The organism is Comamonas guangdongensis (assembly GCF_041079535.1).
GTDB lineage: Bacteria > Pseudomonadota > Gammaproteobacteria > Burkholderiales > Burkholderiaceae_C > Comamonas > Comamonas guangdongensis.
Window position 1 is genome coordinate 71,039 of record NZ_JBFYGN010000020.1, and the last position, 22,298, is coordinate 93,336.

20 protein-coding genes and 1 tRNA gene are annotated in these 22,298 nt (G+C 63.5%); 9 read left to right on the forward strand and 12 right to left on the reverse strand.

Features of this window, described 5'->3' with window-relative positions:
* Window positions 1-6: 6 nt before the first annotated feature.
* From proW to AB6724_RS16280, 3 genes are all read right to left on the reverse strand, one after another.
* The gene (gene proW, locus AB6724_RS16270) at window positions 7-1,188 is read right to left on the reverse strand and encodes a glycine betaine/L-proline ABC transporter permease ProW (protein ID WP_369339571.1); all 1,182 of its coding nucleotides are present in this window, start codon (window positions 1,186-1,188) and stop codon (window positions 7-9) included.
* A 12-nt stretch (window positions 1,189-1,200) separates the two neighbouring features.
* On the reverse strand, window positions 1,201-2,505 hold the full coding sequence (gene proV / locus AB6724_RS16275) for a glycine betaine/L-proline ABC transporter ATP-binding protein ProV (RefSeq protein WP_369339572.1): 1,305 nt from the start codon (window positions 2,503-2,505) through the stop codon (window positions 1,201-1,203).
* Between the two features lie 697 nt (window positions 2,506-3,202).
* Complete coding sequence (locus AB6724_RS16280) at window positions 3,203-3,844, reverse strand: TIGR00645 family protein (RefSeq protein ID WP_369339573.1); 642 nt, start codon at window positions 3,842-3,844, stop codon at window positions 3,203-3,205.
* Between the two features lie 396 nt (window positions 3,845-4,240).
* On the opposite strand from AB6724_RS16280, the gene acs reads away from it, so the two are divergent.
* Together acs and AB6724_RS16290 are read left to right on the forward strand one after the other, a co-directional pair.
* A complete protein-coding gene (gene acs, locus AB6724_RS16285) occupies window positions 4,241-6,235 on the forward strand; it encodes an acetate--CoA ligase (protein WP_369339574.1) in 1,995 nt (664 codons plus the stop codon).
* A 250-nt stretch (window positions 6,236-6,485) separates the two neighbouring features.
* Window positions 6,486-6,935, forward strand: a complete 450-nt coding sequence (locus AB6724_RS16290; RefSeq protein WP_369339575.1) for a LapA family protein — start codon at window positions 6,486-6,488, stop codon at window positions 6,933-6,935.
* 97 nt (window positions 6,936-7,032) lie between these two features.
* On the opposite strand, the gene AB6724_RS16295 is transcribed toward AB6724_RS16290, so the two are convergent.
* From AB6724_RS16295 to AB6724_RS16335, 9 genes are all read right to left on the reverse strand, one after another.
* Window positions 7,033-7,812: an ABC transporter ATP-binding protein gene (locus AB6724_RS16295; RefSeq protein ID WP_369339576.1), complete on the reverse strand. Its 780-nt coding sequence runs from the start codon at window positions 7,810-7,812 to the stop codon at window positions 7,033-7,035.
* Window positions 7,813-7,814: 2 nt separating this feature from the next.
* The gene (locus AB6724_RS16300; RefSeq protein WP_369339577.1) at window positions 7,815-8,528 is read right to left on the reverse strand and encodes an ABC transporter permease; all 714 of its coding nucleotides are present in this window, start codon (window positions 8,526-8,528) and stop codon (window positions 7,815-7,817) included.
* Window positions 8,525-9,211: an ABC transporter permease gene (locus AB6724_RS16305; RefSeq protein ID WP_369339578.1), complete on the reverse strand. Its 687-nt coding sequence runs from the start codon at window positions 9,209-9,211 to the stop codon at window positions 8,525-8,527. Before AB6724_RS16305 ends, AB6724_RS16300 begins: the two co-directional genes overlap by 4 nt.
* Before the next feature lie 69 nt (window positions 9,212-9,280).
* A complete protein-coding gene (locus AB6724_RS16310; RefSeq protein ID WP_369339579.1) occupies window positions 9,281-10,042 on the reverse strand; it encodes a lysine/arginine/ornithine ABC transporter substrate-binding protein in 762 nt (253 codons plus the stop codon).
* 143 nt (window positions 10,043-10,185) lie between these two features.
* Entirely contained in the window at window positions 10,186-10,968 is a 783-nt protein-coding gene (locus AB6724_RS16315) for a transporter substrate-binding domain-containing protein (protein WP_369339580.1), read from the reverse strand.
* A 288-nt stretch (window positions 10,969-11,256) separates the two neighbouring features.
* The gene (gene argG, locus AB6724_RS16320; RefSeq protein ID WP_369339581.1) at window positions 11,257-12,594 is read right to left on the reverse strand and encodes an argininosuccinate synthase; all 1,338 of its coding nucleotides are present in this window, start codon (window positions 12,592-12,594) and stop codon (window positions 11,257-11,259) included.
* A 107-nt stretch (window positions 12,595-12,701) separates the two neighbouring features.
* Window positions 12,702-13,019, reverse strand: coding sequence for a pyrimidine/purine nucleoside phosphorylase (gene ppnP / locus AB6724_RS16325; protein ID WP_369339582.1), 318 nt, complete (start codon window positions 13,017-13,019; stop codon window positions 12,702-12,704).
* A gap of 126 nt (window positions 13,020-13,145) precedes the next feature.
* Window positions 13,146-13,883, reverse strand: a complete 738-nt coding sequence (locus AB6724_RS16330) for a glycine zipper 2TM domain-containing protein (RefSeq protein ID WP_369339583.1) — start codon at window positions 13,881-13,883, stop codon at window positions 13,146-13,148.
* A 125-nt stretch (window positions 13,884-14,008) separates the two neighbouring features.
* Window positions 14,009-14,371, reverse strand: coding sequence for an ArsC family reductase (locus AB6724_RS16335; RefSeq protein ID WP_369339584.1), 363 nt, complete (start codon window positions 14,369-14,371; stop codon window positions 14,009-14,011).
* Window positions 14,372-14,472: 101 nt separating this feature from the next.
* Here AB6724_RS16335 and folC point away from each other — a divergent pair, with 101 nt between their 5' ends.
* The 7 genes from folC (at window position 14,473) to AB6724_RS16370 (ending at window position 22,297) form a co-directional block, all read left to right on the forward strand.
* Complete coding sequence (gene folC / locus AB6724_RS16340) at window positions 14,473-15,798, forward strand: bifunctional tetrahydrofolate synthase/dihydrofolate synthase (protein ID WP_369339585.1); 1,326 nt, start codon at window positions 14,473-14,475, stop codon at window positions 15,796-15,798.
* Window positions 15,799-15,859: 61 nt separating this feature from the next.
* Window positions 15,860-16,834 carry an SPOR domain-containing protein gene (locus AB6724_RS16345; RefSeq protein WP_369339586.1) on the forward strand — a complete coding sequence of 325 codons (975 nt, stop codon included), beginning with the start codon at window positions 15,860-15,862 and terminating at the stop codon, window positions 16,832-16,834.
* Between the two features lie 53 nt (window positions 16,835-16,887).
* The gene (locus AB6724_RS16350) at window positions 16,888-17,385 is read left to right on the forward strand and encodes a CvpA family protein (RefSeq protein ID WP_369339587.1); all 498 of its coding nucleotides are present in this window, start codon (window positions 16,888-16,890) and stop codon (window positions 17,383-17,385) included.
* Between the two features lie 193 nt (window positions 17,386-17,578).
* Entirely contained in the window at window positions 17,579-19,087 is a 1,509-nt protein-coding gene (gene purF, locus AB6724_RS16355) for an amidophosphoribosyltransferase (protein ID WP_369339588.1), read from the forward strand.
* A 295-nt stretch (window positions 19,088-19,382) separates the two neighbouring features.
* Entirely contained in the window at window positions 19,383-20,594 is a 1,212-nt protein-coding gene (locus tag AB6724_RS16360) for an O-succinylhomoserine sulfhydrylase (RefSeq protein WP_369339592.1), read from the forward strand.
* Window positions 20,595-20,744: 150 nt separating this feature from the next.
* Window positions 20,745-22,151: a glutamate--tRNA ligase gene (gltX, locus tag AB6724_RS16365; RefSeq protein ID WP_369339589.1), complete on the forward strand. Its 1,407-nt coding sequence runs from the start codon at window positions 20,745-20,747 to the stop codon at window positions 22,149-22,151.
* 70 nt (window positions 22,152-22,221) lie between these two features.
* Window positions 22,222-22,297: transfer RNA gene (locus tag AB6724_RS16370), tRNA-Ala, on the forward strand.
* Window position 22,298 lies beyond the last annotated feature (1 nt).

Genomic DNA, 22,298 nt, shown 5'->3' on the forward strand with positions numbered 1-22,298 from the left:
CTGGGTTCAGGCCGTCGCGGGCTTGGCGGATTCCTGCTGCTGGGCAGGGGCGGGACGCTGGGGGCTCAGCAGGCGCAGGATAAGCCCGGCAGGGCCCGTGGCCCACCAGCGGGAGCCGCCGCGGCTGGGCTCGCCCATGGCCTGGGTGATGCGGTCCAGCACGATGGCCAGCAGCACGATGCCCAGGCCGCCCACGGTGGCCAGCCCCATGTCCAGGCGGCCTATGCCGCGCAATACCATCTGGCCCAGGCCGCCCACTGCGATCATGGAAGCGATCACCACCATGGACAGCGACAGCATCAGCGCCTGGTTGATGCCGGCCATGATGGAGGGCATGGCCAGCGGCAGCTGCACCTTCCACAGCAGCTGGGCCGGCGACGCGCCGTAGGCGCGGCTGGCCTCGATCAGATCGGGGCGCACCTGGCGTATGCCCAGGTTGGTCAGGCGGATCAGCGGCGGCAGTGCGAAGACTATGGTCACGATCACGCCGGGCACATTGCCGATGCCGAACAGCATGACCACGGGCACCAGATAGACAAAGGCCGGCGTGGTCTGCATGGCGTCCAGCAGCGGCCGGGTCCAGCGCTGGGCGCGGTCGCTGCTGGCCAGCACTATGCCCACGGGCAGGCCTATGACCACGCAGAACAGCAGCGAGGTCAGCACCAGGGCCAGGGTGACCATGGCTTCGGACCAGATGCCCAGCAGGCCCACGACCAGCAGGGCGACGGCCGAGCCTATGGCCAGCTTGCGGCCCGCAAACTGCCAGGCCAGCAGGGCGATCAGCAGTACCAGCGCGGGCATGGGAATCGTCTGCAGCACGTCGGTCATGCCGTTGAGCGTGGCGTCGATGGGGGTGCGCACGGTCTGGAAGAAGGGGCGGCAGTGATCGACGACCCAGCTCAGTCCGTGGTTGATGGAGTCCTGCACGGGCAGGCCGTCCGTGGTGATCTGGTGCCAGAGCTGGGCGATGCCGCCGTCATCTGCGCGCACATCGCCGGGAGCGGGCGCGTTGAGCCAGTCGCTGCCACCGGCCGCATCGGGCTGTGCATAGGAGGCGGCCCAGGGATCGACGTCGGCCGTGCCGTGGCTCGGGTCCACGGTGCCGGCCGGTGCGGAGGCTGCCGCCCATGGGTCGTTGAAAGCGGTGCTGGCGTTTTCCGCCGAGGTGTTCAGTGCGTTGTCGTTCAAATCTTTCCCTCCTTACTGGGCTGCGCTGTGGGCGGCGGGGACGGTCTGTGGCTGCTGGGCCGGAGGAAAGTTCGGGTCCAGCTTGACGGGTGGAATTTCCTTTTGGGGCGGCGGCACGGGCGGGGTTTCGCGGTCCAGGAACTTGAGCATGGTGGTGCGGCTGATCACGCCCAGGTATTTGCCGCCCTCGTCCACCACGGGCAGGGGGAAGGCCGGTGCGGCCACGGCGCCGAAGAGCTCGGCCACCGGCGTGTGGCTGGCGATGGGCTGGACCCCGGGAATGAAGGCGTGCTGCAGGCCCAGCGGCCCCTGGTGGCCGCGCAGCGCGTCGCGCAGCGACTGCGACGAAACCACGCCCAGAAAGCGCTTGCGTGCATTGAGCACATAGGCGTGGTCGCGGTCCGAGTCTTCCAGCAGGCGCAGCGCGGCGCGGCAGCCGCGGTCGCTGTGTTCGGAAATCACGGTCAGCGCCTGGCGTGCGATATCGGCGGCCTTGAACACGGCGGCCGCATCCACGCCCTGGATGAAGGTGCGCACATAGGCATTGGCGGGGTTGCGCAGGATCTCGTCGGGCGTGCCCACCTGCTGCACCACACCGTCCTTCATGATGGCGATGCGGTCGCCGATGCGCATGGCCTCGTCCAGATCGTGGGAGATGAAGACAATGGTGCGGCGCTTGATCTCCTGCAGACGCAGCAGCTCGGACTGCATCTCGGTGCGGATGATGGGGTCCAGCGCCGAGAAGGCCTCGTCCATCAGCAGGATGGACGGATCGGACGCCAGGGCGCGGGCCAGGCCCACGCGCTGCTGCATGCCGCCCGAGAGCTCGTCGGGGTAGCTCGCGCCCCAGGCGCCCAGGCCCACCAGCTCCAGCGCCTCCCGGGCCTGCTGCTGGCGCGTGCTGCGGTCCACGCCGGCCAGCTCCAGGCCGAAGGCCGTGTTGTCCAGCACCGTGAGGTGGGGCATGAGGGCAAAGGACTGGAACACCATGGAGATGTCCTTGCGGCGCAGCGCGCGCAGCTCCTTGTCGCTGAGGACATTGATGTCCTGGCCGTCGACCAGGATGCGGCCGCTGGTGGGCTCGATCAGGCGGTTGAGCATGCGCACCAGCGTGGACTTGCCCGAGCCCGAGAGGCCCATGACGACGAAGATTTCACCGGCTTCGATGGTGAAGTCGGCGTCGAACACGCCTATGGATTGACCGGTGCGGGCGAGGATTTCCTGCTTGTCCAGGCCCTGCTGTACCAGGCTGAGTGCGGTTTCCGGATCATTGCCGAAGACCTTGAAGACATGATCGATAGCGATTTGCTTGGCCACTGTGGCGTTCTCCTTTGGATGAGATGGAACACAGTCCAGCGCCCATGACCGGCAATGCCGGCAGGCGCTGGCGCTCAAGCCAAAATGAGCCCTGATGCCGCAGCCCAGCCCGGCCTTGGGGACGGGCTGCGCAATGCAGTTGGCGCCGTGACGGCACCTGAGGTTGAGCCCGGATGGCACAGGCGGGTGTGCGCAAGAGCCGCAAAGCATGGAGAGGCTTGAAACGGCTGGGTACCTACAGGCACGCCGCTCTCCGTGGGACGGCTCCCGGCACGGTGGGCCGGAGAGAGCCTTTGCATCAGGGCCGTGTTTCGGCCCGGTTGACGGGGCTGCGCCAGGTCAGCGGCAAACGCTTGAATCTGGGCGCAACGATCCGCCGGGAAGTGGATCGGCCGCATTGCGAAAATACGGCGATTACCTGCATCGCAGGTTGTAAATGACTTTTTAATATATCAAATCGAGTTTTATGCGTCAAAAAAGGCTGTAAGCAAACGCCGGTCTCAAGGCCTGAAAGCCGCCGTCTGAGGCGGCTGAAAAATCAAAAAAGATAGCTGCAAGCGCCTTCTATGCGGTAATTTCGCGCTGATAGGGCTCTGGTTTTTGGCAGTTGTCAGCTTTTTCGGGGATTCCTGTGTCTTTCGGGCATGAAAAAGCCCCGCCATGGACAACCATGCGGGGCTTTTCAGTGGCAGGAGGCTCAGTGCTGGTGGGCGCTGCTGGTGAGCTTGTCCGTCAAGGCAATGGCCAGCGCGCTGAGCAGGAAGACCACGTGGATGATGGTCTGCCACATCAGCACATGGACCTCGTAGCTGCCCGCGTTGATAAAGCTCTTGAGCAGGTGGATGGAGCTGATGCCGATGATGGACAGCGCCAGCTTGACCTTGAGCACCGAGGCGTTCACATGGCTGAGCCACTCGGGCTGGTCGGGGTGGGATTCCAGGCCCAGGCGGCTGACGAAGGTTTCGTAGCCGCCCACGATGACCATGATCAGCAGATTGGAGATCATGACCACGTCGATCAGCGCCAGTACCACCAGCATGATCACGGTCTCGTTCAGATGCTGCAGCGGCACATCGCTCTTGTAGCCGATATTGGTGACCAGGGCCTGCAGGGCTTCCTGGTTGCCGAAGACGGCTTCCACGAGATGCCACAGCTCCACCAGAAAGTGCCAGACATAGACGCCCTGGGCGGCGATCAGCCCCAGGTACAGTGGCAGCTGCAGCCAGCGGCTGGCAAAGATGAGGGAGGGCAGGGGACGCAGGGCTGCGGAGGCCTGATAGCCCGGGTGGCTTGTCTTGCCGGAGGAGGTGCCTGCTTCGTCGGAGTGGATGCGGCTCATGATGTGTGTGCTGGGGCCGGCCGCCGCCAGTCGAGCCTGGCTGCGCCGGTCGGTTGTGGGAGTGAAATGGAGGAGAGATCGGGGCGCCGCCACTTGTGATGACTGGTTTTGCTGTGGGTGCGCCCCGTAGTAGCTGCACCGACGCGACCCCGCGGCTTTGGCTGCGGGCCCCATGGGAGGCAGGTGCGCGATTCTAAGGGTTTGTTCCGGGGTGTTTTTGCCAAAGTGCAAGGAAATCAACGCTGAACATGCGCTTTGTGCTGCAAAAATCGGAGCTGATTGCCGGCTTGACGGAAGCGGAAAACTGGTTGCCAATTTCAGTCAGTGGCGTGTAAGACCGAGCCCCGACAGTACGCCCACAATAATTTCATTGCCAAGCTTCAGGAGACAACAAAGATGAACGCAGCGACATCACCTATCGAATCCGTCCTGGTGGAGAACCGTGTGTTCCCGCCGCCGGCCGACTTTGCGGCCAAGGCCCGTGTCTCGGGCATGGCGCAATACCAGGCCCTGTGCGACGAGGCCGAGCGTGATTACGAAGGCTACTGGGCCCGGCTGGCCCGCGAGAACGTGGTGTGGTCCAAGCCCTTCACCCAGGTGCTGGACCAGAGCAACCCGCCGTTCTTCAAGTGGTTTGCCGACGGCGAGCTCAATGCCAGCGCCAACTGCCTGGACAAGCACATGGGCACGCCGGTCGAGAACAAGACCGCCATCATCTTCGAAGCCGATGGCGGCGAGGTCACCAAGATCAGCTACAAGGAACTGCTGGCCCGCGTGAGCCAGTTCGCCAACGCGCTCAAGGCCCGCGGCGTGCAAAAGGGCGACCGCGTGCTGATCTACATGCCCATGACCATCGAGGGCGTGGTGGCCATGCAGGCCTGCGCGCGCATAGGCGCCACGCATTCCGTGGTGTTCGGCGGCTTCTCGGCCAAGGCGGTGCAGGAGCGCATCGTGGACGTGGGCGCCAGCGTGGTGATTACGGCCAACTACCAGATGCGCGGCGGCAAGGAGCTGCCGCTCAAGGCCATCGTCGACGACGCGATCGCGCTGGGCGCCTGCGATGCGGTCAAGACCGTGCTGGTGTACGAGCGCACGGCCACGGCCTGCAATATGGTGGCGGGCCGCGACATCACGTTCAGCGACGCACTGGCTGGCCAGTCCACCGAATGCGCGCCCGTGGCGGTGAATGCCGAACACCCGCTGTTCATCCTCTACACCAGCGGCTCCACGGGCAAGCCCAAGGGCGTGCAGCATGCCACGGGCGGCTATGTGCTGTGGGCCAAGCAGACCGTGGAGTGGACCTTCGACATGCGCGACAGCGATGTGTTCTGGTGCACGGCCGACATCGGCTGGATCACGGGCCACACCTATGTGGCCTACGGCCCGCTGGCCGCTGGCGCCACGCAGATCGTGTTCGAGGGCGTGCCCACCTTCCCCAATGCGGGCCGCTTCTGGCAGATGGTCGAGCGCCACGGCTGCACCGTGTTCTATACCGCGCCCACGGCCATCCGCTCGCTGATCAAGGCCGCGGACTCGGACCCCAGCGTCCACCCCAAGAACTGGAATCTGTCCAGCCTGCGTCTGCTGGGCTCGGTGGGCGAGCCCATCAACCCCGAGGCCTGGATGTGGTACCACAAGCATGTGGGTGGCGAGCGCTGCCCCATCGTGGACACCTTCTGGCAGACCGAAAACGGCGGCCATATGATCACCCCGCTGCCGGGTGCCACGCCGCTGGTGCCGGGTTCGTGCACGCTGCCGCTGCCGGGCATTGCGGCGGCGATCGTGGACGAGTCGGGCAACGACATGGCTCATGGAGCGGGCGGCATCCTGGTGGTGAAAAAGCCCTGGCCTTCCATGATCCGCAACATCTGGGGCGACCCCGAGCGCTTCAAGAAGAGCTACTTCCCCGAGGAGCTCAAGGGCTACTACCTGGCCGGCGACGGCGCCGTGCGCAGCGAGGACCGCGGCTACTTCCGCATCACGGGCCGCATCGACGACGTGCTCAATGTCTCGGGCCACCGCATGGGCACCATGGAAATCGAATCGGCCCTGGTGGCCAAGACCGATCTGGTGGCCGAGGCCGCGGTGGTGGGTCGCCCCGACGATCTGACGGGCGAAGCCATCTGCGCCTTCGTGGTGCTCAAGCGCCCCGTGCCCCATGGCGAGGAAGCCAAGCAGCTGGCCAACGAGCTGCGCAACTGGGTGGCCAAGGAAATCGGCCCCATTGCCAAGCCCAAGGACATACGCTTCGGCGAAAACCTGCCCAAGACCCGCAGCGGCAAGATCATGCGCCGCCTGCTGCGTTCCATCGCCAAGGGCGAGGCCATCACCCAGGACACCAGCACTCTGGAAAACCCCGCAATTCTGGAACAGTTGGCAAAGACCAATTGATTCAGGGCACACCGTAAGGTGCGGGGGCGTAGTCCTGGCTGGATTCGGGGAGCACTCATGTTGCGCAGCAATGTGATGTGCTCACCAGAACCCTTGCATCCTGGAGCAATTGGCCAAGATCCACTGATCTGACACTCCCATGACGCCAAAGCCGCTGCCTGCAGCGGCTTTGGCATTTTTGGCGCCGGCATATCGGGCGGCGGCCCAACTTGGGTTAAAAACAGGCAGTCCCGGAGCTAAGGAGAACAAGATGAATTTCCGCACTTTATCCATTGCCATCATCGTGGCCTTGATCGCCGTGCTGGCTGCCTTCAATTGGACCGCGCTGGCCACGCCGACCGCCGTCTCGTTCGGCGTGACCGAAATCCAGGCGCCGCTGGGCGTGCTGATGCTGGCGCTGACCGTGCTGCTCAGCGTCTTCTTCATCGCCTATGTGTTGTGGATGCAGGGCTCGGTGCTGATGGAGGCCCGCCGCCACAACAAGGAAATGCAGGCCCAGCGTGACCTGGCCGACAAGGCCGAAGCCTCGCGCTTCACGGAGCTGCGCGGTGTGCTGGAGGCCATGCACGCGAGAGACAAGCAGGAGCTGATCGAGCGCCTGGATGCGCTGGAAGCCCATCTGGTCAGCCGCGCCCAGGAGTCGGACAACAGCACGGCGGCCTATGTGGGTCAGCTGGAGCAGCAGCTTCACCAACGTTGAGTGACTGAAGTTTGATAGCTGCTGGCGCTTGTGGGTAAGCGCCAGAGGTCAAAAAACATCAAAGCCGCTGGGGACAGCGGCTTTTTTGCATGGCGCTCTATTTCAGGTTGCCGGAGAGGAATCTGGCCAGCCGTTCGCTGCGCGGATTGCTCAGCACCTCGCGCGGATGGCCTTGCTCCTCGATCAGGCCCTGGTGCAGGAAGATCACATGATTGGACACTTCACGGGCAAAGCCCATTTCGTGTGTCACCACCAGCATGGTGCGACCCTGCTGGGCCAATACCTGCATCACGCGCAGCACTTCGCCGACCAGCTCCGGATCCAGGGCTGAGGTGGGCTCGTCGAACAGCATGACCTCGGGCTCCACGGCCAGTGCGCGCGCAATGGCCACGCGTTGCTGCTGGCCGCCGCTCATGTGGCTGGGGTAGGCGTCCTCGCGCCCCTCCAGTCCCACCAGTTGCAGGTATTTGCGCGCGCGGGCCACGGCTTCGTCGCGTGACAGGCCCAGCACATGGACCGGTACTTCGATGATGTTCTGCAGCACCGTCATGTGTGCCCAGAGGTTGAAGTGCTGGAACACCATGGCCAGTCGTGAGCGCAGGCGCTGCAGCTGGCGCTGGTCGGCCGCGGCCAGCGCACCGTCGCGGCCGGGGCGCAATTGCAGCTCTTCGTCCGCCACGATGATGCGACCCTGCTGGGGTTGCTCCAGCAGGTTGATGCAGCGCAGGAAGGTGCTCTTGCCTGAGCCCGAGCTGCCGATGATGCTGATCACATCGCCGGCGCGGGCGTTGAGCGAAACGCCCTTGAGCACTTGGTTCTGCCCATAGCGCTTGTGGATGTCCAGAGCCTGGAGTTTGTAAGGGGTGTTGCTTGTCATGCTCATGCCTTGCGCGGTGCCAGATAACCCAGGTAGCGGCGCTCCAGCAGGCGGTTGGCACCGAGCAGGCTGAAGGTGATGCACAGGTAGATGGCGGCCGCGAAGAGGTAGGCCTCGAACGGCAGGTAGAAATCGGAATACACGCGGCTGGCGGCGCCGGTCAGATCAAGCAGCGCCGGCACGGTGCTGGCCAGGCTGGAGCTGTGCAGCATCATCACCACCTCGTTGCCGTAGGCGGGCAGCATGCGGCGGATGGCGCTGGGCAGCACGATGCGGCGCATCAGCTGCCAGTCGCTCATGCCCATGGCGCGTGCGGCCTCGACCTCGCCCTTGTTGGTTTCGCGAATGGCGCCGGCCAGCATCTCGGCGGTGTAGGCCGCGGTGTTCAGGCTGAAGGACAGCAGAGCGCAGAAGAATGGCTCCTTGAAATGTGTCCAGGGCCAGACGGTGTCCCAGCGCTCCTGCACCCATTCGAGCTGGGCGAAGCCGTAGTAGATCAGATAGACTTGGATCAGCAGCGGCGTGCCGCGCATGAAATAGGTGAATGCACTGACGGGGACGCGCACCAGGGCCGAGCGGCTGACCAGGGCCAGCGCGAACAGCAGCGCCAGCACGGCACCCACGGCCAGGCTGATCAGCGTCAGCTGCAGCGTGACGACCAGGCCTTCTGCGTATAGCGCCAGGGTGGCGGGTTCGAAGATGACGCTCCAGTTCATAGCTGCACCTTGTCCGTTCCCAGGCTGTAGCGCGCAGACAGGCGCTTGAGCAGCTGTAGCGATACGGCGGTGAAGATCAGGTAGAGGGCTGCCGTGAACAGGAAGAAGGCGAATGGCTCGCGCACGGAGGCGCTGGCCTGCTTGGCCAGATAGGTCATGTCATGCAGGCCGATCAGGCTGACCAGCGCCGTGGCCTTGATCAGCACCAGCCAGTTGTTGGTGAAGCTGGGCAGGGCATAGCGCACCATCTGCGGCAGCGTGATGCGCACAAAGGTGCGCATCGGGCTCATGCCGAAGGCCCAGGCTGCTTCCATCTGGCCTTTGGGGATGGCAAGAATGGCACCGCGGAAGGTTTCGGTCATATAGGCGCCGTAGATGAAGCCAATGGTCAACACGCCGGCGGCAAAGGGGTTCAGGTCCACGCCTTGGTCGCTGCCCAGGGCTTCGAGCAGGCTGTTGAGTCCGATGGCGCCGCCGTAGAAGATCAGCAGCATCATCAGCAGTTCGGGGATGCCGCGCACCACGGTGGTATAGACGGTGGCCGGCCAAGCCAGCAAGCGCCGCCCCGAGAGTTTGGCTGCCGCGCCCGCAAGCCCGATCAGCGTGGCCACCAGCAGCGAGGCCAGCGACACGGCAACCGTGAGCAGCGCTCCCTGGAGGATCGAGTAATAGTATCCGCTCATGTCATGCAGCTTGCACGCCATGCGATAGGCATCCCGCAGGATGCATAGCGCATGGCGTGCAATGTGGCTTTATTGGCCGTAGGGGTCGAAGTCGAAGTACTTCTTGGCGATCTTGGCGTAGGTGCCGTTCTTGCGGATCGTGTCGATCGCTTCGTCGAGCTGCTGCTTGAGTTCCTTCTGGCCCTTGCGCATGGCAATGCCGATGCCTTCGCCGTAGTACTTCACGTCGTACTGGTCGGGGCCTGCATAGCCGTAGTTCTTGCCCTCGGGCTTGCGCAGGAAGCCACCGTTCACTTCGACCTTGTCAGCCACGGTGCCGTCCAGGCGGCCAGCATCCAGGTCCAGATAGACCTGGTTCTGCGACTGGTAGGACACCACGTTCACGCCAGCGGGCTTGAGTTCGCCCATGGCCCATTTTTCCTGGGTGCTGCCCTTGAGTACGCCGATCTTCATGCCCTTGAGCGAGGCCGGACCGTCGTACTTGACGGTTTTCTTGACCACGATGGCGCTGGGTGTCTTGTAGTAGCGCTTGGTGAAGTCCACCACGCGCTGGCGTTCGGGCGTGATCGAAATGGAGCTGACGATCACGTCGAACTTGCGGGCCTGCAGGCCGGGGATGACACTGTCGAACTCGGACTCGACGAACACGCACTTGCGCTTGAGCTGCTCGCACAGCGCATTGGCGATGTCGATGTCGAAGCCGACGATCTCGCCCGAAGCGGTTTTGTACTCGAAGGGCTCGTAGGCCGGGTTGGTGCCCACCCGCAGGTCGGCGGCTAGGGTGGAGCCGGCCAGGGTTGCGAGGGCCATAGCCATCAGCGATGCGCGCATGGTGATTCCTTGTCTTGGATACGGTATATGCGAAAAAACCAGCCCAGCTGGCGCAAAGATGCGCACGCCACGTTGTAGGTCACGTGGTTGCTGCAGGGCGGTGAACCCGACATTCTCGCCGTTTCTGGCCGCAGCGCGGAAAATTAATTGCCATAGGGGTCAAAGTCAAAGTACTTCTTGGCAATGTCGTTGTATGTGCCATTGCTGCGAATGGTCTTGATGGCTGCATTGATCTGGTCCTTGAGCTCTTTCTGACCCTTGCGCATGCCGATGCCTATGCCGTCGCCGTAGTACTTGGTCTCATACTGGTCGGGTCCCGCATAGCCGTAGTCCTTGCCCTCGGGCTTGCGCAGAAAGCCGCCATGCACTTCCACCTTGTCGGCCACCGTGCCGTCAAGGCGGCCCGACTTGATGTCCAGATACACCTGGTCCTGGGCTTCATAGGGCACGAGAGTCACGCCTGCAGGTTTGAGCTCTCCCATGGCCCATTTTTCCTGGGTGCTGCCCTTGAGAACACCAATGTGCTTGCCTTTGAGCGAGGCTGGGCCGGTGTAAGGCGTGCCTTTTTTCACCACGATGGCGCTGGGTGTCTTGTAGTAGCGGTCCGAGAAGTCGATGACGCGCTTGCGCTCTTCGGTCATGGACAGCGAGCTGATGACCACATCGTATTTCCTGGCTTGCAGGCCGGCAATCATGCTGTCCCAGACCTGCTCGACAAACACGCATTTGCGCTTGATCTCGGTGCAGATGGCGTTAGCAATGTCCACATCGAAGCCCGTGGGCTTGCCGTCGGCGGTCTTGTAGGTAAAGGGTTCATAGGTGGGGTCGATGGCCACCTTGAGGTCTGCTGCCTGGGAGGAAGCCGTCGCCATGCCGCAGGCCGCGAGGATTGCGAAAGGCGCGCTAGCCCATGTTTTCTTTGCCATACCCGTCCTTGGTGTGATGAGAGAGTCCCGCAGGATGTGCCAGCTTGTGGTGGCATTCTAGGCAGCCGCCTTGCCTCGAATGCCGCTTTTGTGGCGCTCTGGCGCTATCGAATACCCAGAGGAGTGCAGTGCCAGGCGGGCGTGAAAAATGACGCCTCAGCACGTTCATTCGGGATGTGATTGCTGCCTCTCCTGGAGGAGTGTCTTGGGGGGCAATGAAAAAAGCCGCTGACAGGCAGCGGCTTTTTCGCAGAAGTCTCTGCCCGGGGTGCAGAGGTTGACAGGAATTTACTTCTTGTCGCCGCCCAGCTGGGGCAGGGCGTTGGCGCTGCTCACGCTCAGCAGGCCGGCCTTGGAGTAGATGGCCAGCTTGTCGCGGGTGTCCATCAGGTCCAGGTTGCGCATGGTCAGCTGGCCGATGCGGTCGATGGGGCTGAAAGGCGCGTCCTCGACCTTTTCCATGGACAGGCGCTCGGGAGCGTAGGTCAGATTGGGCGACTCGGTGTTCAGGATCGAGTAATCGTTGCCGCGGCGCAGTTCCAGCGTCACGGTGCCGGTGATGGCGCGGGCCACCCAGCGCTGGGCGGTTTCGCGCAGCATGATGGCCTGGGGGTCGAACCAGCGGCCCTGGTACAGCAGGCGGCCCAGGCGCAGGCCGTTGATGCGGTACTGCTCGATGGTGTCCTCGTTGTGGATGCCGGTCACCAGGCGCTCGTAGGCGATATGCAGCAGGGCCATGCCCGGGGCTTCGTAGATGCCGCGGCTCTTGGCCTCGATGATGCGGTTCTCGATCTGGTCGCTCATGCCCAGGCCGTGGCGGCCGCCGATGCGGTTCAGCTCCAGGAACAGTTCCACGGCGTCGGCGTATTCCTTGCCGTTGATGGCGACGGGACGGCCTTCGTCGAAGCTGATCGAGACTTCCTCGGCCTTGACTTCGACCTCGGGCTTCCAGAAAGCCACGCCCATGATGGGGTTCACGATGCGGATGCCGGAGTTCAGGAACTCCAGGTCCTTGGCTTCGTGGGTGGCGCCCAGCATATTGGAATCGGTGGAGTAGGCCTTCTCGGCCGACATCTTGTAGCCGAAGCCTTCCTTGGTCATGAAGGCCGACATTTCGGCACGGCCGCCCAGCTCGTCGATGAAGGTGCTGTCCAGCCAGGGCTTGTAGATCTTCAGCGCGGGGTTGGTGAGCAGGCCGTAGCGGTAGAAGCGCTCGATGTCGTTGCCCTTGAAGGTCGAGCCGTCGCCCCAGATGTTGACGTCGTCTTCCTTCATGGCGGCCACCAGCATGGTGCCGGTCACGGCACGGCCCAGGGGAGTGGTGTTGAAGTAGGTGATGCCGCCGGTGGAGATGTGGAAGGCGCCGGCCTGGATGGCGGCAATGCCTTCGTTGGCCAGCTGGGCGCGGCAGTCGATCAGGCGGGCTTTTTCCGCACCGTATTCCATGGCCTTGCGGGGGATGGCGTCGTAGTCGGCTTCATCGGGCTGACCCAGGTTGGCCGTGTAGGCATAGGGCAGGGCACCCTTGTTCTTCATCCAGCGCAGGGCGGCCGAGGTGTCCAGGCCGCCGGAGAAGGCGATGCCGACCTTCTGGCCGACGGGAACATGTTGCAGAATGGTTTCCATGAGATTTCTCTTCAAAGTGATAGCTGCAAGCGCTTGATACATCAGCGCTTTGAGCTAAAAATGCTTGAAATTCCAGCGGTCTGTGTCAGACCCGGTTCAGGCGCCGCTCAAGCGTAGTGGCAGATGTAGTGATAGGCCTCGCCCACGCGGATGTCGAACTTGGAGTTCGCCGGAATCTGAAAGCTCTCGCCCGCCGAGGACTTCTTCCACTCGCTTTCGCCGTCGAGCTTGTATTCGCAGGAGCCGCCCACGCATTCCATGATTTCCGCCGCTGCCGTGCCGAAGGTCAGGGTGGAGGGCAGCACCACGCCCACGGACTTCTTGGTGCCATCGGGCAGGGTGAAGCTGTGGCTGACGCACTTGCCGTCAAAGTACACATTGGCCTTGGTGGTGAGGCTGACGCCGTCAATGGTTTCGGTGGTCATGGAAAAGTACGCTGAGCGTGGTCAAAGATCAAACCGGTGATTTTAGGCCACGTGATCTGTGCCCGCGCGATTGCCAGGCAAAGGCAGGAAAAACAAGAGCCCCGTGACGGGGCTCTGGTGAGGGGCTTAGCGGCGCCAGCCCGGGCGGTAGTAGCCGCCGTGACCGTGGTAGTAGCCCGGGCGGGTGGCGTAGTAGGCGCCAGCTCCAATGGCTGCACCCAGAAGCAGCGGCGCCACATAGTCGGCGCCGGAGTAGTAGGTGGTGCCAGCCGAATAAACCGGGGCCACGGGCTGCGGTGCGTAGTAGCCGCTCTGGTACTCGGCGGGGTAGCTGGTCGAGTATGCGGCCTGGGGAGGCATCTGGCTGTCGTAATAGCCGTTGCTGCCATAGGCGCTGTCATTGGCCGAAGGCTGGACATTCAGCGCAATCCACTTGCCGGGCGGGTTGGCGGTCTGTGTCGTGTAGTTGCGGCCGTTGTACTCATAGGTCACGTTGTAGCCCACGGTACGGTTCTGGTAGAAGGTCTGCGTGTTGCACTGGCGCACGTTCTGGTACTGGACCGGGCCCGATGCCTCGACCTGGTTGCCCAGCAGAGCGCCACCCACCAGGCCCGCGCCCGTGGCTGCCGCCCGGCCGCCGCCACTGCCGATCGCACTGCCGATCAGGCCGCCGGCAATGGCGCCGACCACGGCACCTGCTCCCGTAGGGCGTGGCGCCACGGCCATGGGCTGGTCGGAGCAGACCTGCTGCGGCACGGCCACTTGCTGGGTGATGGGGGTGGAGGACAGCACGCGGCCACGCTCCTGGGCGAAGGCTCCGGTGGCGGCCACGGCGGCGATGGTCAAAACTGCCAGGGATTTCATAGATCACTCTCCTGTCTCTGCATACATAACGTATCAGAGTTGGCTCAAGTTTATTTGGACTGGGTCAAGACCACGCCCCGCCAAGGTAAAGCTAGGTAAAGCAATGTGTGAATGTGGGTGGTTGCTTATTGGGCCAGCTGCGCCTGCCAGGCGTCGAGCTTGAAGCCCACGGTAATCCTGCCGTCGGCCCATTCCACCACGGGGCGCTTGATGGTGCTGCTGTGCTCCTGCATCACGGCTGCGGCGCTGGCCGCATCCACGGCGCTGTCCTTGATGGCTTCGTCGAGCTTGCGCCAGCTCGTGCCCTGGCGGTTGAGCAGCTTCTCCCAGCCCAGGGTCTGCATCCAGCCGGGCAGGCGATCGGCGGGTACGCCCTGCTTTTTGAAGTCGTGAAAAATGTAAGTGATGCCTTGCTCATCCAGCCACTGGCGCGCTTTTTTGACGGTGTCGCAATTGGGGATGCCGTAGACGGTGGTGATCTTGCTCATGGGATTCGGGCTCCGGTGAAACGCTTGGAGGCAGGTGTAACGCATTTGCCAAGTGCCGGCAGCCATAGGGCCTCTGGCAGTGGGCGACAATAGCGCCCAGTATGCACACCACATTTCCCACCTTGGATGCATGGCTTGCCTATTGCGAGCGCCTGCATCCCCAGAACATCGCCCTGGGTCTGGATCGCGTGCGTGAAGTCGCACAGCGCATGGGCCTGCAATTCGATTGCCCGGTCATCACCGTGGCGGGCACCAACGGCAAGGGCTCGACCTGCGCCATGCTGGAGGCCGTGGCCCTGCAGTCCGGCTACCGCCCCGGGGTCTATACCTCGCCCCATCTGGTGCATTTCGAAGAGCGCTGCCGCGTGGGCGGCGAGATCGTCGCGGCCGAGGCGCTGCTTCCACACTTCGAGGCCGTGGAGCAGGCCCGCGTCAAGGACGGTGCGGAGGTTGCACTCACTTATTTCGAGTTCACCACCCTGGCCATCCTGCGCCTGATGAGCCAGTCTAGGCTGGATGTGGCGATTCTGGAGGTCGGTCTGGGCGGACGTCTCGATGCCACCAATATCATTGACGCCGACTGCGCCGTCATCACCAGCATCGATCTTGATCACATGGAACTGCTCGGACCGGACCGCGAAAGCATAGGCCGCGAGAAGGCAGGCATCATGCGCGCGGGCCGCCCCGTGGTGGTGAGTGATCCCGTACCTCCGCAAAGCGTGATCGACCACGCGGCCGAGATCGGTGCCGATCTGTGGCGCTTCGGCAAGGACTTCAACTACGACGGCGACAAGCAGCAATGGGGCTGGGCCGGCCGCGGCCGCCGCTACGCGGGACTGGCCTATCCGGCGCTGCGCGGCGCCAACCAGCTGGTCAATGCCTCGGGGGTGCTGGCCGCGTTCGAAGCGATCCGTAGCCAGCTGCCGGTCACGGCGCAGGCCGTGCGCACCGGCCTGGCCATGGTGGAGCTGCCGGGGCGTTTTCAGATCATCCCGGGCCAGCCCACGCTGGTGCTGGACGTGGCCCACAACCCGCATTCGGTGGCGGCCCTGACGGCGAATCTGGATGCCATGGGCTATTTCCCGACCACGCATGCCGTGTTCGGCGCCATGGCCGACAAGGACTGGGAGCCCATGCTCACCAAGATTGCTCCGCTGATCGACCGCTGGTATTTCTGCGATCTGCCCACTGCGCGTGCGGATTCGGCCGCGGGTCTCCAGGCCAAGCTGCTGGAGCTGCAGGCCAAGGCCGGCATCCGCAAAGATGTGAGCATGCAGACCTTTGCCAATCCGCAGCAGGCGCTGGATGCGGCGGTGGAGGCTTGCGAGGCGGCTGATAGAATCGTGGTCTTTGGATCGTTCTACACGGTGGGCGGCGTGCTGCAAAACGGCACGCCGCGCCTGAGCGCCAAACACCTGGCCCATTGAGCCATTGATCGGTCGTCAGGGCTCTGGCCCTGGCTTCCGGCTGCAACAAAGTCCTCACTACATGGCACTTTTCAATATCCGTTGGCCCGGCAAGAAAGACGAAGCCGAGTCCGTGGCCGGAGCCAAACGCCCCAGCCGCCTGGCCCAGGGCGAAAGCGTGGAGGCCATGCGCCGCCGCGCCCGGCACCGCCTGATCGGCGCTGCCGTGCTGGTACTGATCGGTGTGGTGGGCTTTCCGCTGCTGTTCGATACCCAGCCGCGCCCGATTCCCGTCAATATCCCGATTGAAATTCCGGACCGCGACAACGCCGCTCCCGTGGTGGTGCCGGGCGCCCAGGTGGCCGGGCAGGCTGCGAGCCAGAGCGCCGCACCCGCGGGCCGGGTGGCGACCAATGCTTCGCTCGACGACGGTGAGGAGGTGCTTGCTCCTGCTGCACCGGTCGCCACGGCGCCTGCTGCCGCGGTGCAGCCGTCGCGCTCTGCCGTGGCCGCCACGGCGGCGGTGGCTGCAGGTGCGGCCGTCGTGGCTGCGCAGGTCAAGCCCGAGCCCAAACCCGAGATCAAACCCGAGCCCAAGCCGGAAAAGCCCAAGGCCGAGGTGAAGAAGCCTGAGGCCAAGCCCGAGCCCAAGCCGGAAAAGCCCAAGGCCGAGGTGAAGAAGCCCGAACACAAGCCGGAAACCAAGCCCGAGTCCAAGCCGGAACCCAAGCACAAGCCGGATGCCGGCAAGGCCGACGAGGCCTCGCGTGCCCGCGCCCTGCTGGAGGGGCGCAGCGGCTCCGAGGCCTCTGCGGCCAAGGACACGGCTGCGGGCAACGAACGTTTTATCGTGCAGATCGGTGCTTTTGCCGAAGTCAGCAAGGCCAACGAGATCAAGGCCAAGCTTGGCGGCGGTGCCTTCACCCAGACCGTGGATACTCGGGACGGCACCCGCACGCGTGTGCGCATGGGGCCGTTCAAGAGCCGCGAAGAGGCGGACAAGGCTGCGGCGCGCGCCAAGAGCCTGGGACTGCCGGCATCGGTGTTCAAGGGCTAGGGCGGTTGACCGACTGAAAGCGTTCGCCAAGCATTGCGCCGATAGAACTGTTGATGACCACGCTGGACTGGATTTTTGTGGCCGTGCTGCTGGGCTCCATGTTGCTGGGGGCCTGGCGGGGGCTGGTGTATGAGATCCTGTCCCTGGCGGGGTGGGTGGTGGCTTTTGTCGTGGCCCGTACCTGGGCCCAGGATATGGCGCAGTGGTTGCCGCTTGACGGCTGGGATATGCAGCTGCGTTATGCGGCGGGCTTTGTGTTGCTGCTGGTGGGGGCGGTGTTTGCCTGGGGGCTGGTTTCCTGGCTGTCCAAGCAGCTGATCGAGGCGGTGGGCTTGAGGCCCGTGGACCGCACTTTGGGCGCCTTGTTCGGCGTCCTGCGCGGCGCGCTGCTGCTGCTGGTGTCGGCGCTGGTGATCCGTTACACGCCGCTGCATACGGCGCTGTGGTGGCAGGATTCGGCGCTGGCGCCGTGGCTGTCGCAGGGGTTGGCATGGGTGTTGCCGGCCCTGCCTGCGCAGTGGGAACAGTATTTGCCCGGCACTTCTTCTTGAAGTGCCGGGGTTTGCCGCCATGTGCTGGAGGTGTCTGGCGGCAGGGGTTTGCAGCGAGTGCGGCAGGCCGTGACAGGAGTTCGGTGTCGGCGTCATGCGCTGGCACCTGATGTCAAAGCGCAGGCTAGCCAATGGGTGGCGAAGCAGGCGAGTGTGGCGAAGGGCAACTTTCGCGAACAGATGGAACGCAACTATGTGTGGAATCGTTGGTGTGGTGAGCACCACACCCGTGAATCAGCTGATTTATGACGCTTTGCTGCTGCTGCAGCACCGTGGGCAGGATGCAGCCGGCATCGTGACCCAGCAGGAACGCAAGTTCTTCATGCACAAGGCCAAGGGCATGGTGAAGGACGTGTTTCGCACCCGCAACATGCGTGCGCTGCCCGGCAATGTGGGCCTGGGTCAGGTGCGCTATCCCACGGCGGGCAATGCTTCCAGCGAGGAGGAAGCCCAGCCCTTCTACGTGAATGCGCCCTTCGGTATCGTCATGGTGCACAACGGCAACCTCACCAATGCCAAGCAGCTGCGCCGTGAACTGGCGGACACCGATCACCGCCACACCAACACCGAAAGCGACTCCGAGGTTCTGCTCAACGTGCTGGCGCACGAGATTGGCCGCGCCTCCAGCGGTGCGCCGCTCCAGAGCGAGGAAATCTTCAAGGCCGTGCGTGCGGTGCACAAGCGCATCAAGGGCTCGTATGCCGTGATTGCGCTGATCGCCGGTTATGGCCTGCTGGCCTTCCGTGACCCCTTCGGCATCCGTCCGCTGTGCATGGGACGCGGCAATGACGGCACCATCATGCTGGCCAGCGAGTCCGTGGCGCTGGAAGGTACCACCCATGTGTTCGAGCGCGACATTGCTCCCGGCGAGGCGATCTTCGTGCACAACGATGGCCGCATCGAGAGCCTGCAGTGCGCTGAAAAGACCCAGCTCAACCCCTGCGTGTTCGAGTATGTGTATCTGGCACGCCCCGACTCCACCATGGACGGGATCTCCGTCTATCAGGCCCGCCTGAACATGGGCGAGACGCTGGCCAAGCGCGTGATCTCCATGGTGCCCCCCAATGAGATCGATGCGGTCATTCCCATCCCCGAATCGAGCCGACCCAGCGCCATGCAGCTGGCCCAGTTGCTGGGCAAGCCCTATCGCGAAGGGTTTGTGAAAAACCGCTATGTGGGCCGCACCTTCATCATGCCCGGCCAGGGGGCGCGCAAGAAGTCGGTGCGCCAGAAACTCAATGCTATCAGCAGCGAGTTCAAGGGCCGCAATGTGCTGCTGGTCGATGACTCCATCGTGCGCGGCACCACCTCCAAGGAAATCGTGCAGATGGCGCGCGATGCCGGTGCCAACAAGGTGTATCTGGCCTCGGCTGCGCCTCCCGTGCGCCACCCCAATGTGTATGGCATCGACATGCCCACGCGCTCCGAGCTGGTGGCGCATGGCCGCACGGTCGAGGAAATTCGCCAGGTCATCGGCTGCGACGCGCTGATCTACCAGGATGTGGAAGCCATGAAGCAGGCCGTGGGCAAGATCAATCCCCAGGTGAGCGGCTTCGAAGCCTCCTGCTTTGACGGCATCTACATCACCGGCGATATTTCCGATGACGAGGTGACGGCGCTCAACGAAGGCCGCAACCGTGGCAGCGAAGAGGAGAGCGAAGACACATCGCGCCTGTCCCTGCCCAACGCCCAGGAAAGCTGAGTGCCGGCGTTTTCGCGCAGCGAATGACTGAGTGTGAAAGGGTTGCTGAGGCAACCCTTTTCATTCAGGAGGACAATGGCATGGCCATGCGCGAAGTCTGCTCCTTTGAAGTGAGCATATTGCGCATGCCGGACAGGGGCTGGAGTGCTGTTTGACTCCTGAACTGGCGGCGTGCGGGCAGGGTTTTTCAAAGATCGGCGAGCTTGCCGATCAAGCTGGTGAAGCCAGGGCGCCCGGGGCCGACGAGGTGCCGGCGAGGCTTGTGACCAGTACCAACCATCTGGATTTGACGATTGTGACCAACAAGACATTACCCGAGGGTTTGCATCCTGAAACTTTGGCCGTGCGCGAAGCGGTCGAGCGCAGCCAGTGGGGCGAGCATTGCGAGGCGCTGTACATGACCAGCAGCTTTGTGCAGCCCGACTGCGCCACAGCCGCCCGCCGCTTTGCCAACGAGGAGCCCGGTTACACCTATAGCCGCACCACCAATCCCACGGTGACCAGCTTCGAGCGTCGTCTGGCGGCCATGGAGGGTACGGAATGTGCGGTGGCCACTTCCACGGGCATGTCGGCCATTCTGCTGGTGGCGCTGACCGCGCTCAAGACCGGCGACCATGTGATCTGCTCGCAGTCCATGTTCGGCTCCACCATCAAGCTGCTGGGCACCGAGATGGCGCGCTTCGGCGTCGAAACCAGCTTCGTGCCGCAGACCGATATCGAGGCCTGGAAGGCCGCCGTCAAGCCCAACACGCGCATGCTGTTTGCCGAGACGCCGACCAATCCGCTGACCGATCTCTGCGACATCGCGGCGCTGGCCGAGGTGGCGCATGCCAACGGCGCGCTGCTGGCCGTGGACAACAGCTTTGCCACGCCTGTCCTGCAGCAGCCGGCCAAGCTGGGTGCCGATATCGTGGTGCATTCGGGCACCAAGTTCCTGGACGGCCAGGGCCGTGTGATGGCCGGCGCCGTCTGCGGCTCTATCGCGCTGGTGGACAAGGTCATGGGCACTTTCCTGCGCAGCGGCGGCCTGAACATCGCTCCGTACAATGCCTGGACGGTGATGAAGGGTCTGGAAACCCTGGCCCTGCGCGTCAAGGCGCAAAGCGCGGCGGCGCTGGAGCTGGCGGCTTGGCTGGAAGCCCATCCCAAGGTGGCGCGCGTGTATTACCCGGGCCTCAAGAGCCATCCCCAGCATGAGCTGGCCATGCGCCAGCAAAACGGCATGGGCGGCGCCGTGCTGGCTTTCGATGTGATGGGCGAGGGCGCCGAGCAACTGCGGGCCCATGCCTTCCATGTGGTGGACAGCACCCGGCTGTGCTCCATCACCGCCAATCTGGGCGATGTGAAGACCACCATCACCCACCCCGCCAGTACCTCGCACGGCCGCCTGAGCGAAGCCCAGCGACAGGCCGCGGGCGTGGGCCAGGGCCTGATTCGCATTTCCGTGGGCCTGGAGCATCTCGACGATCTCAAGGCCGATCTTTCTCGCGGACTGGATACGCTGTGAAACACCCCCTGAGTCGCTTCGCGCCTTCCCCCTCAAGGGGGACGATGCCTGCGCTGCGAGGCGGCTCTTGCTCGGCATCTCTGACCGGGACTGCGTGCGCATCAAGCGCTGCAGCCTTGGCGCAGTGAATGTCGTACAAGGATTTCTGATATGACAAACAAAATTCGCACCCGTTTTGCCCCGTCTCCCACGGGCTTCATCCACCTGGGCAATATCCGCTCGGCCCTTTATCCCTGGGCCTTTGCGCGCGCCAATGGCGGCGAATTCGTGCTGCGCATCGAGGACACCGATCTCGAGCGTTCGACCCAGGCCTCGGTGGACGTGATTCTCGAAGGCATGGAATGGCTGCAGCTGAACCATGACGAAGGCCCGTTCTACCAGATGCAGCGCATGGATCGCTACAAGCAAGTGCTGGCCACGCTGCAGGAAAAAGGCTATGTCTATCCCTGCTATATGAGCATGGAAGAGCTGGACGCGCTGCGCGAAAAGCAGATGGCCAACAAGGAAAAGCCGCGCTACGACGGCACCTGGCGTCCCGAGCCCGGCAAGGTGCTGCCGCCGGTTCCCGAGGGCGTCAAGCCCGTGCTGCGCTTCAAGACTCCGCAAACCGGTGTCGTGGCCTGGGAAGACAAGTGCAAGGGCCGTATCGAGTTCCAGAACACCGAGCTCGACGACCTGGTGATCGCACGTCCCGACGGCACGCCGACCTATAACTTCTGCGTCTGCGTCGATGACATGGACATGAACATCACCCACGTGATTCGTGGCGATGACCATGTGAACAACACGCCGCGCCAGATCCACATCTTCGAGGCGCTGGGCGCCAGCGTGCCCGTGTTTGCCCACCTGCCCACCGTGCTCAACGAGCAGGGCGAGAAGATGAGCAAGCGCAACGGCGCCAAGGCAGTGACCCAGTACCGCGACGAGGGCTATCTGCCCGATGCCATGGTCAACTATCTGGCGCGCCTGGGGTGGAGCCACGGCGACGACGAGATCTTCAGCCGTGCCCAGTTCCTCGAATGGTTCAACCTCGATCACCTGGGCCGCAGCGCCGGCCAGTTCGACGAGGCCAAGCTGCGCTGGGTGAATGCCCAGCACCTGAAAGCCATGGATGACGCCCAACTGGCGCAGATGGTCAAGCCTTTTGTGCTCAAGGCTGGTGTCGATGCGGCCAAGCTGGAGGCCGACGACCGCCTGGTGCGCATTGCGGCCTTGTTCAAGGATCGCTGCGAGACCCTGATCGACCTGGCCAACTGGGCCAAGGTCTTCTATGTGGACGAAGTGGAGCGCAATGCCGAGGACTATGCCAAGCATGTGACCGAGGCCGCCGCACCCGTGCTGGAAGCTTTTGCTGCAGCCATGGAGGCCGTGGAGTGGAGCAAGGACGCGATTGGGGCTTGCATCAAGGAGGTGCTCAAGGCCCAGGGCGTGAAGATGCCGGCGCTGGCCATGCCGGTGCGTGTCTTGACCGTGGGTACGGCCCATACGCCCTCGGTGGATGCGGTGCTGGAACTGCTGGGACGTGAAAAAGTTCTCGCGCGATTGAAAAATCGCTAAAAACCTGTCTATAATTCGAGGCTCTGCACAGCGCGACTGATTAAAAAGTTGTGCTGCGAAAACAGAGTTTGGGGGTATAGCTCAGCTGGGAGAGCGCTTGCATGGCATGCAAGAGGTCATCGGTTCGATCCCGTTTACCTCCACCAA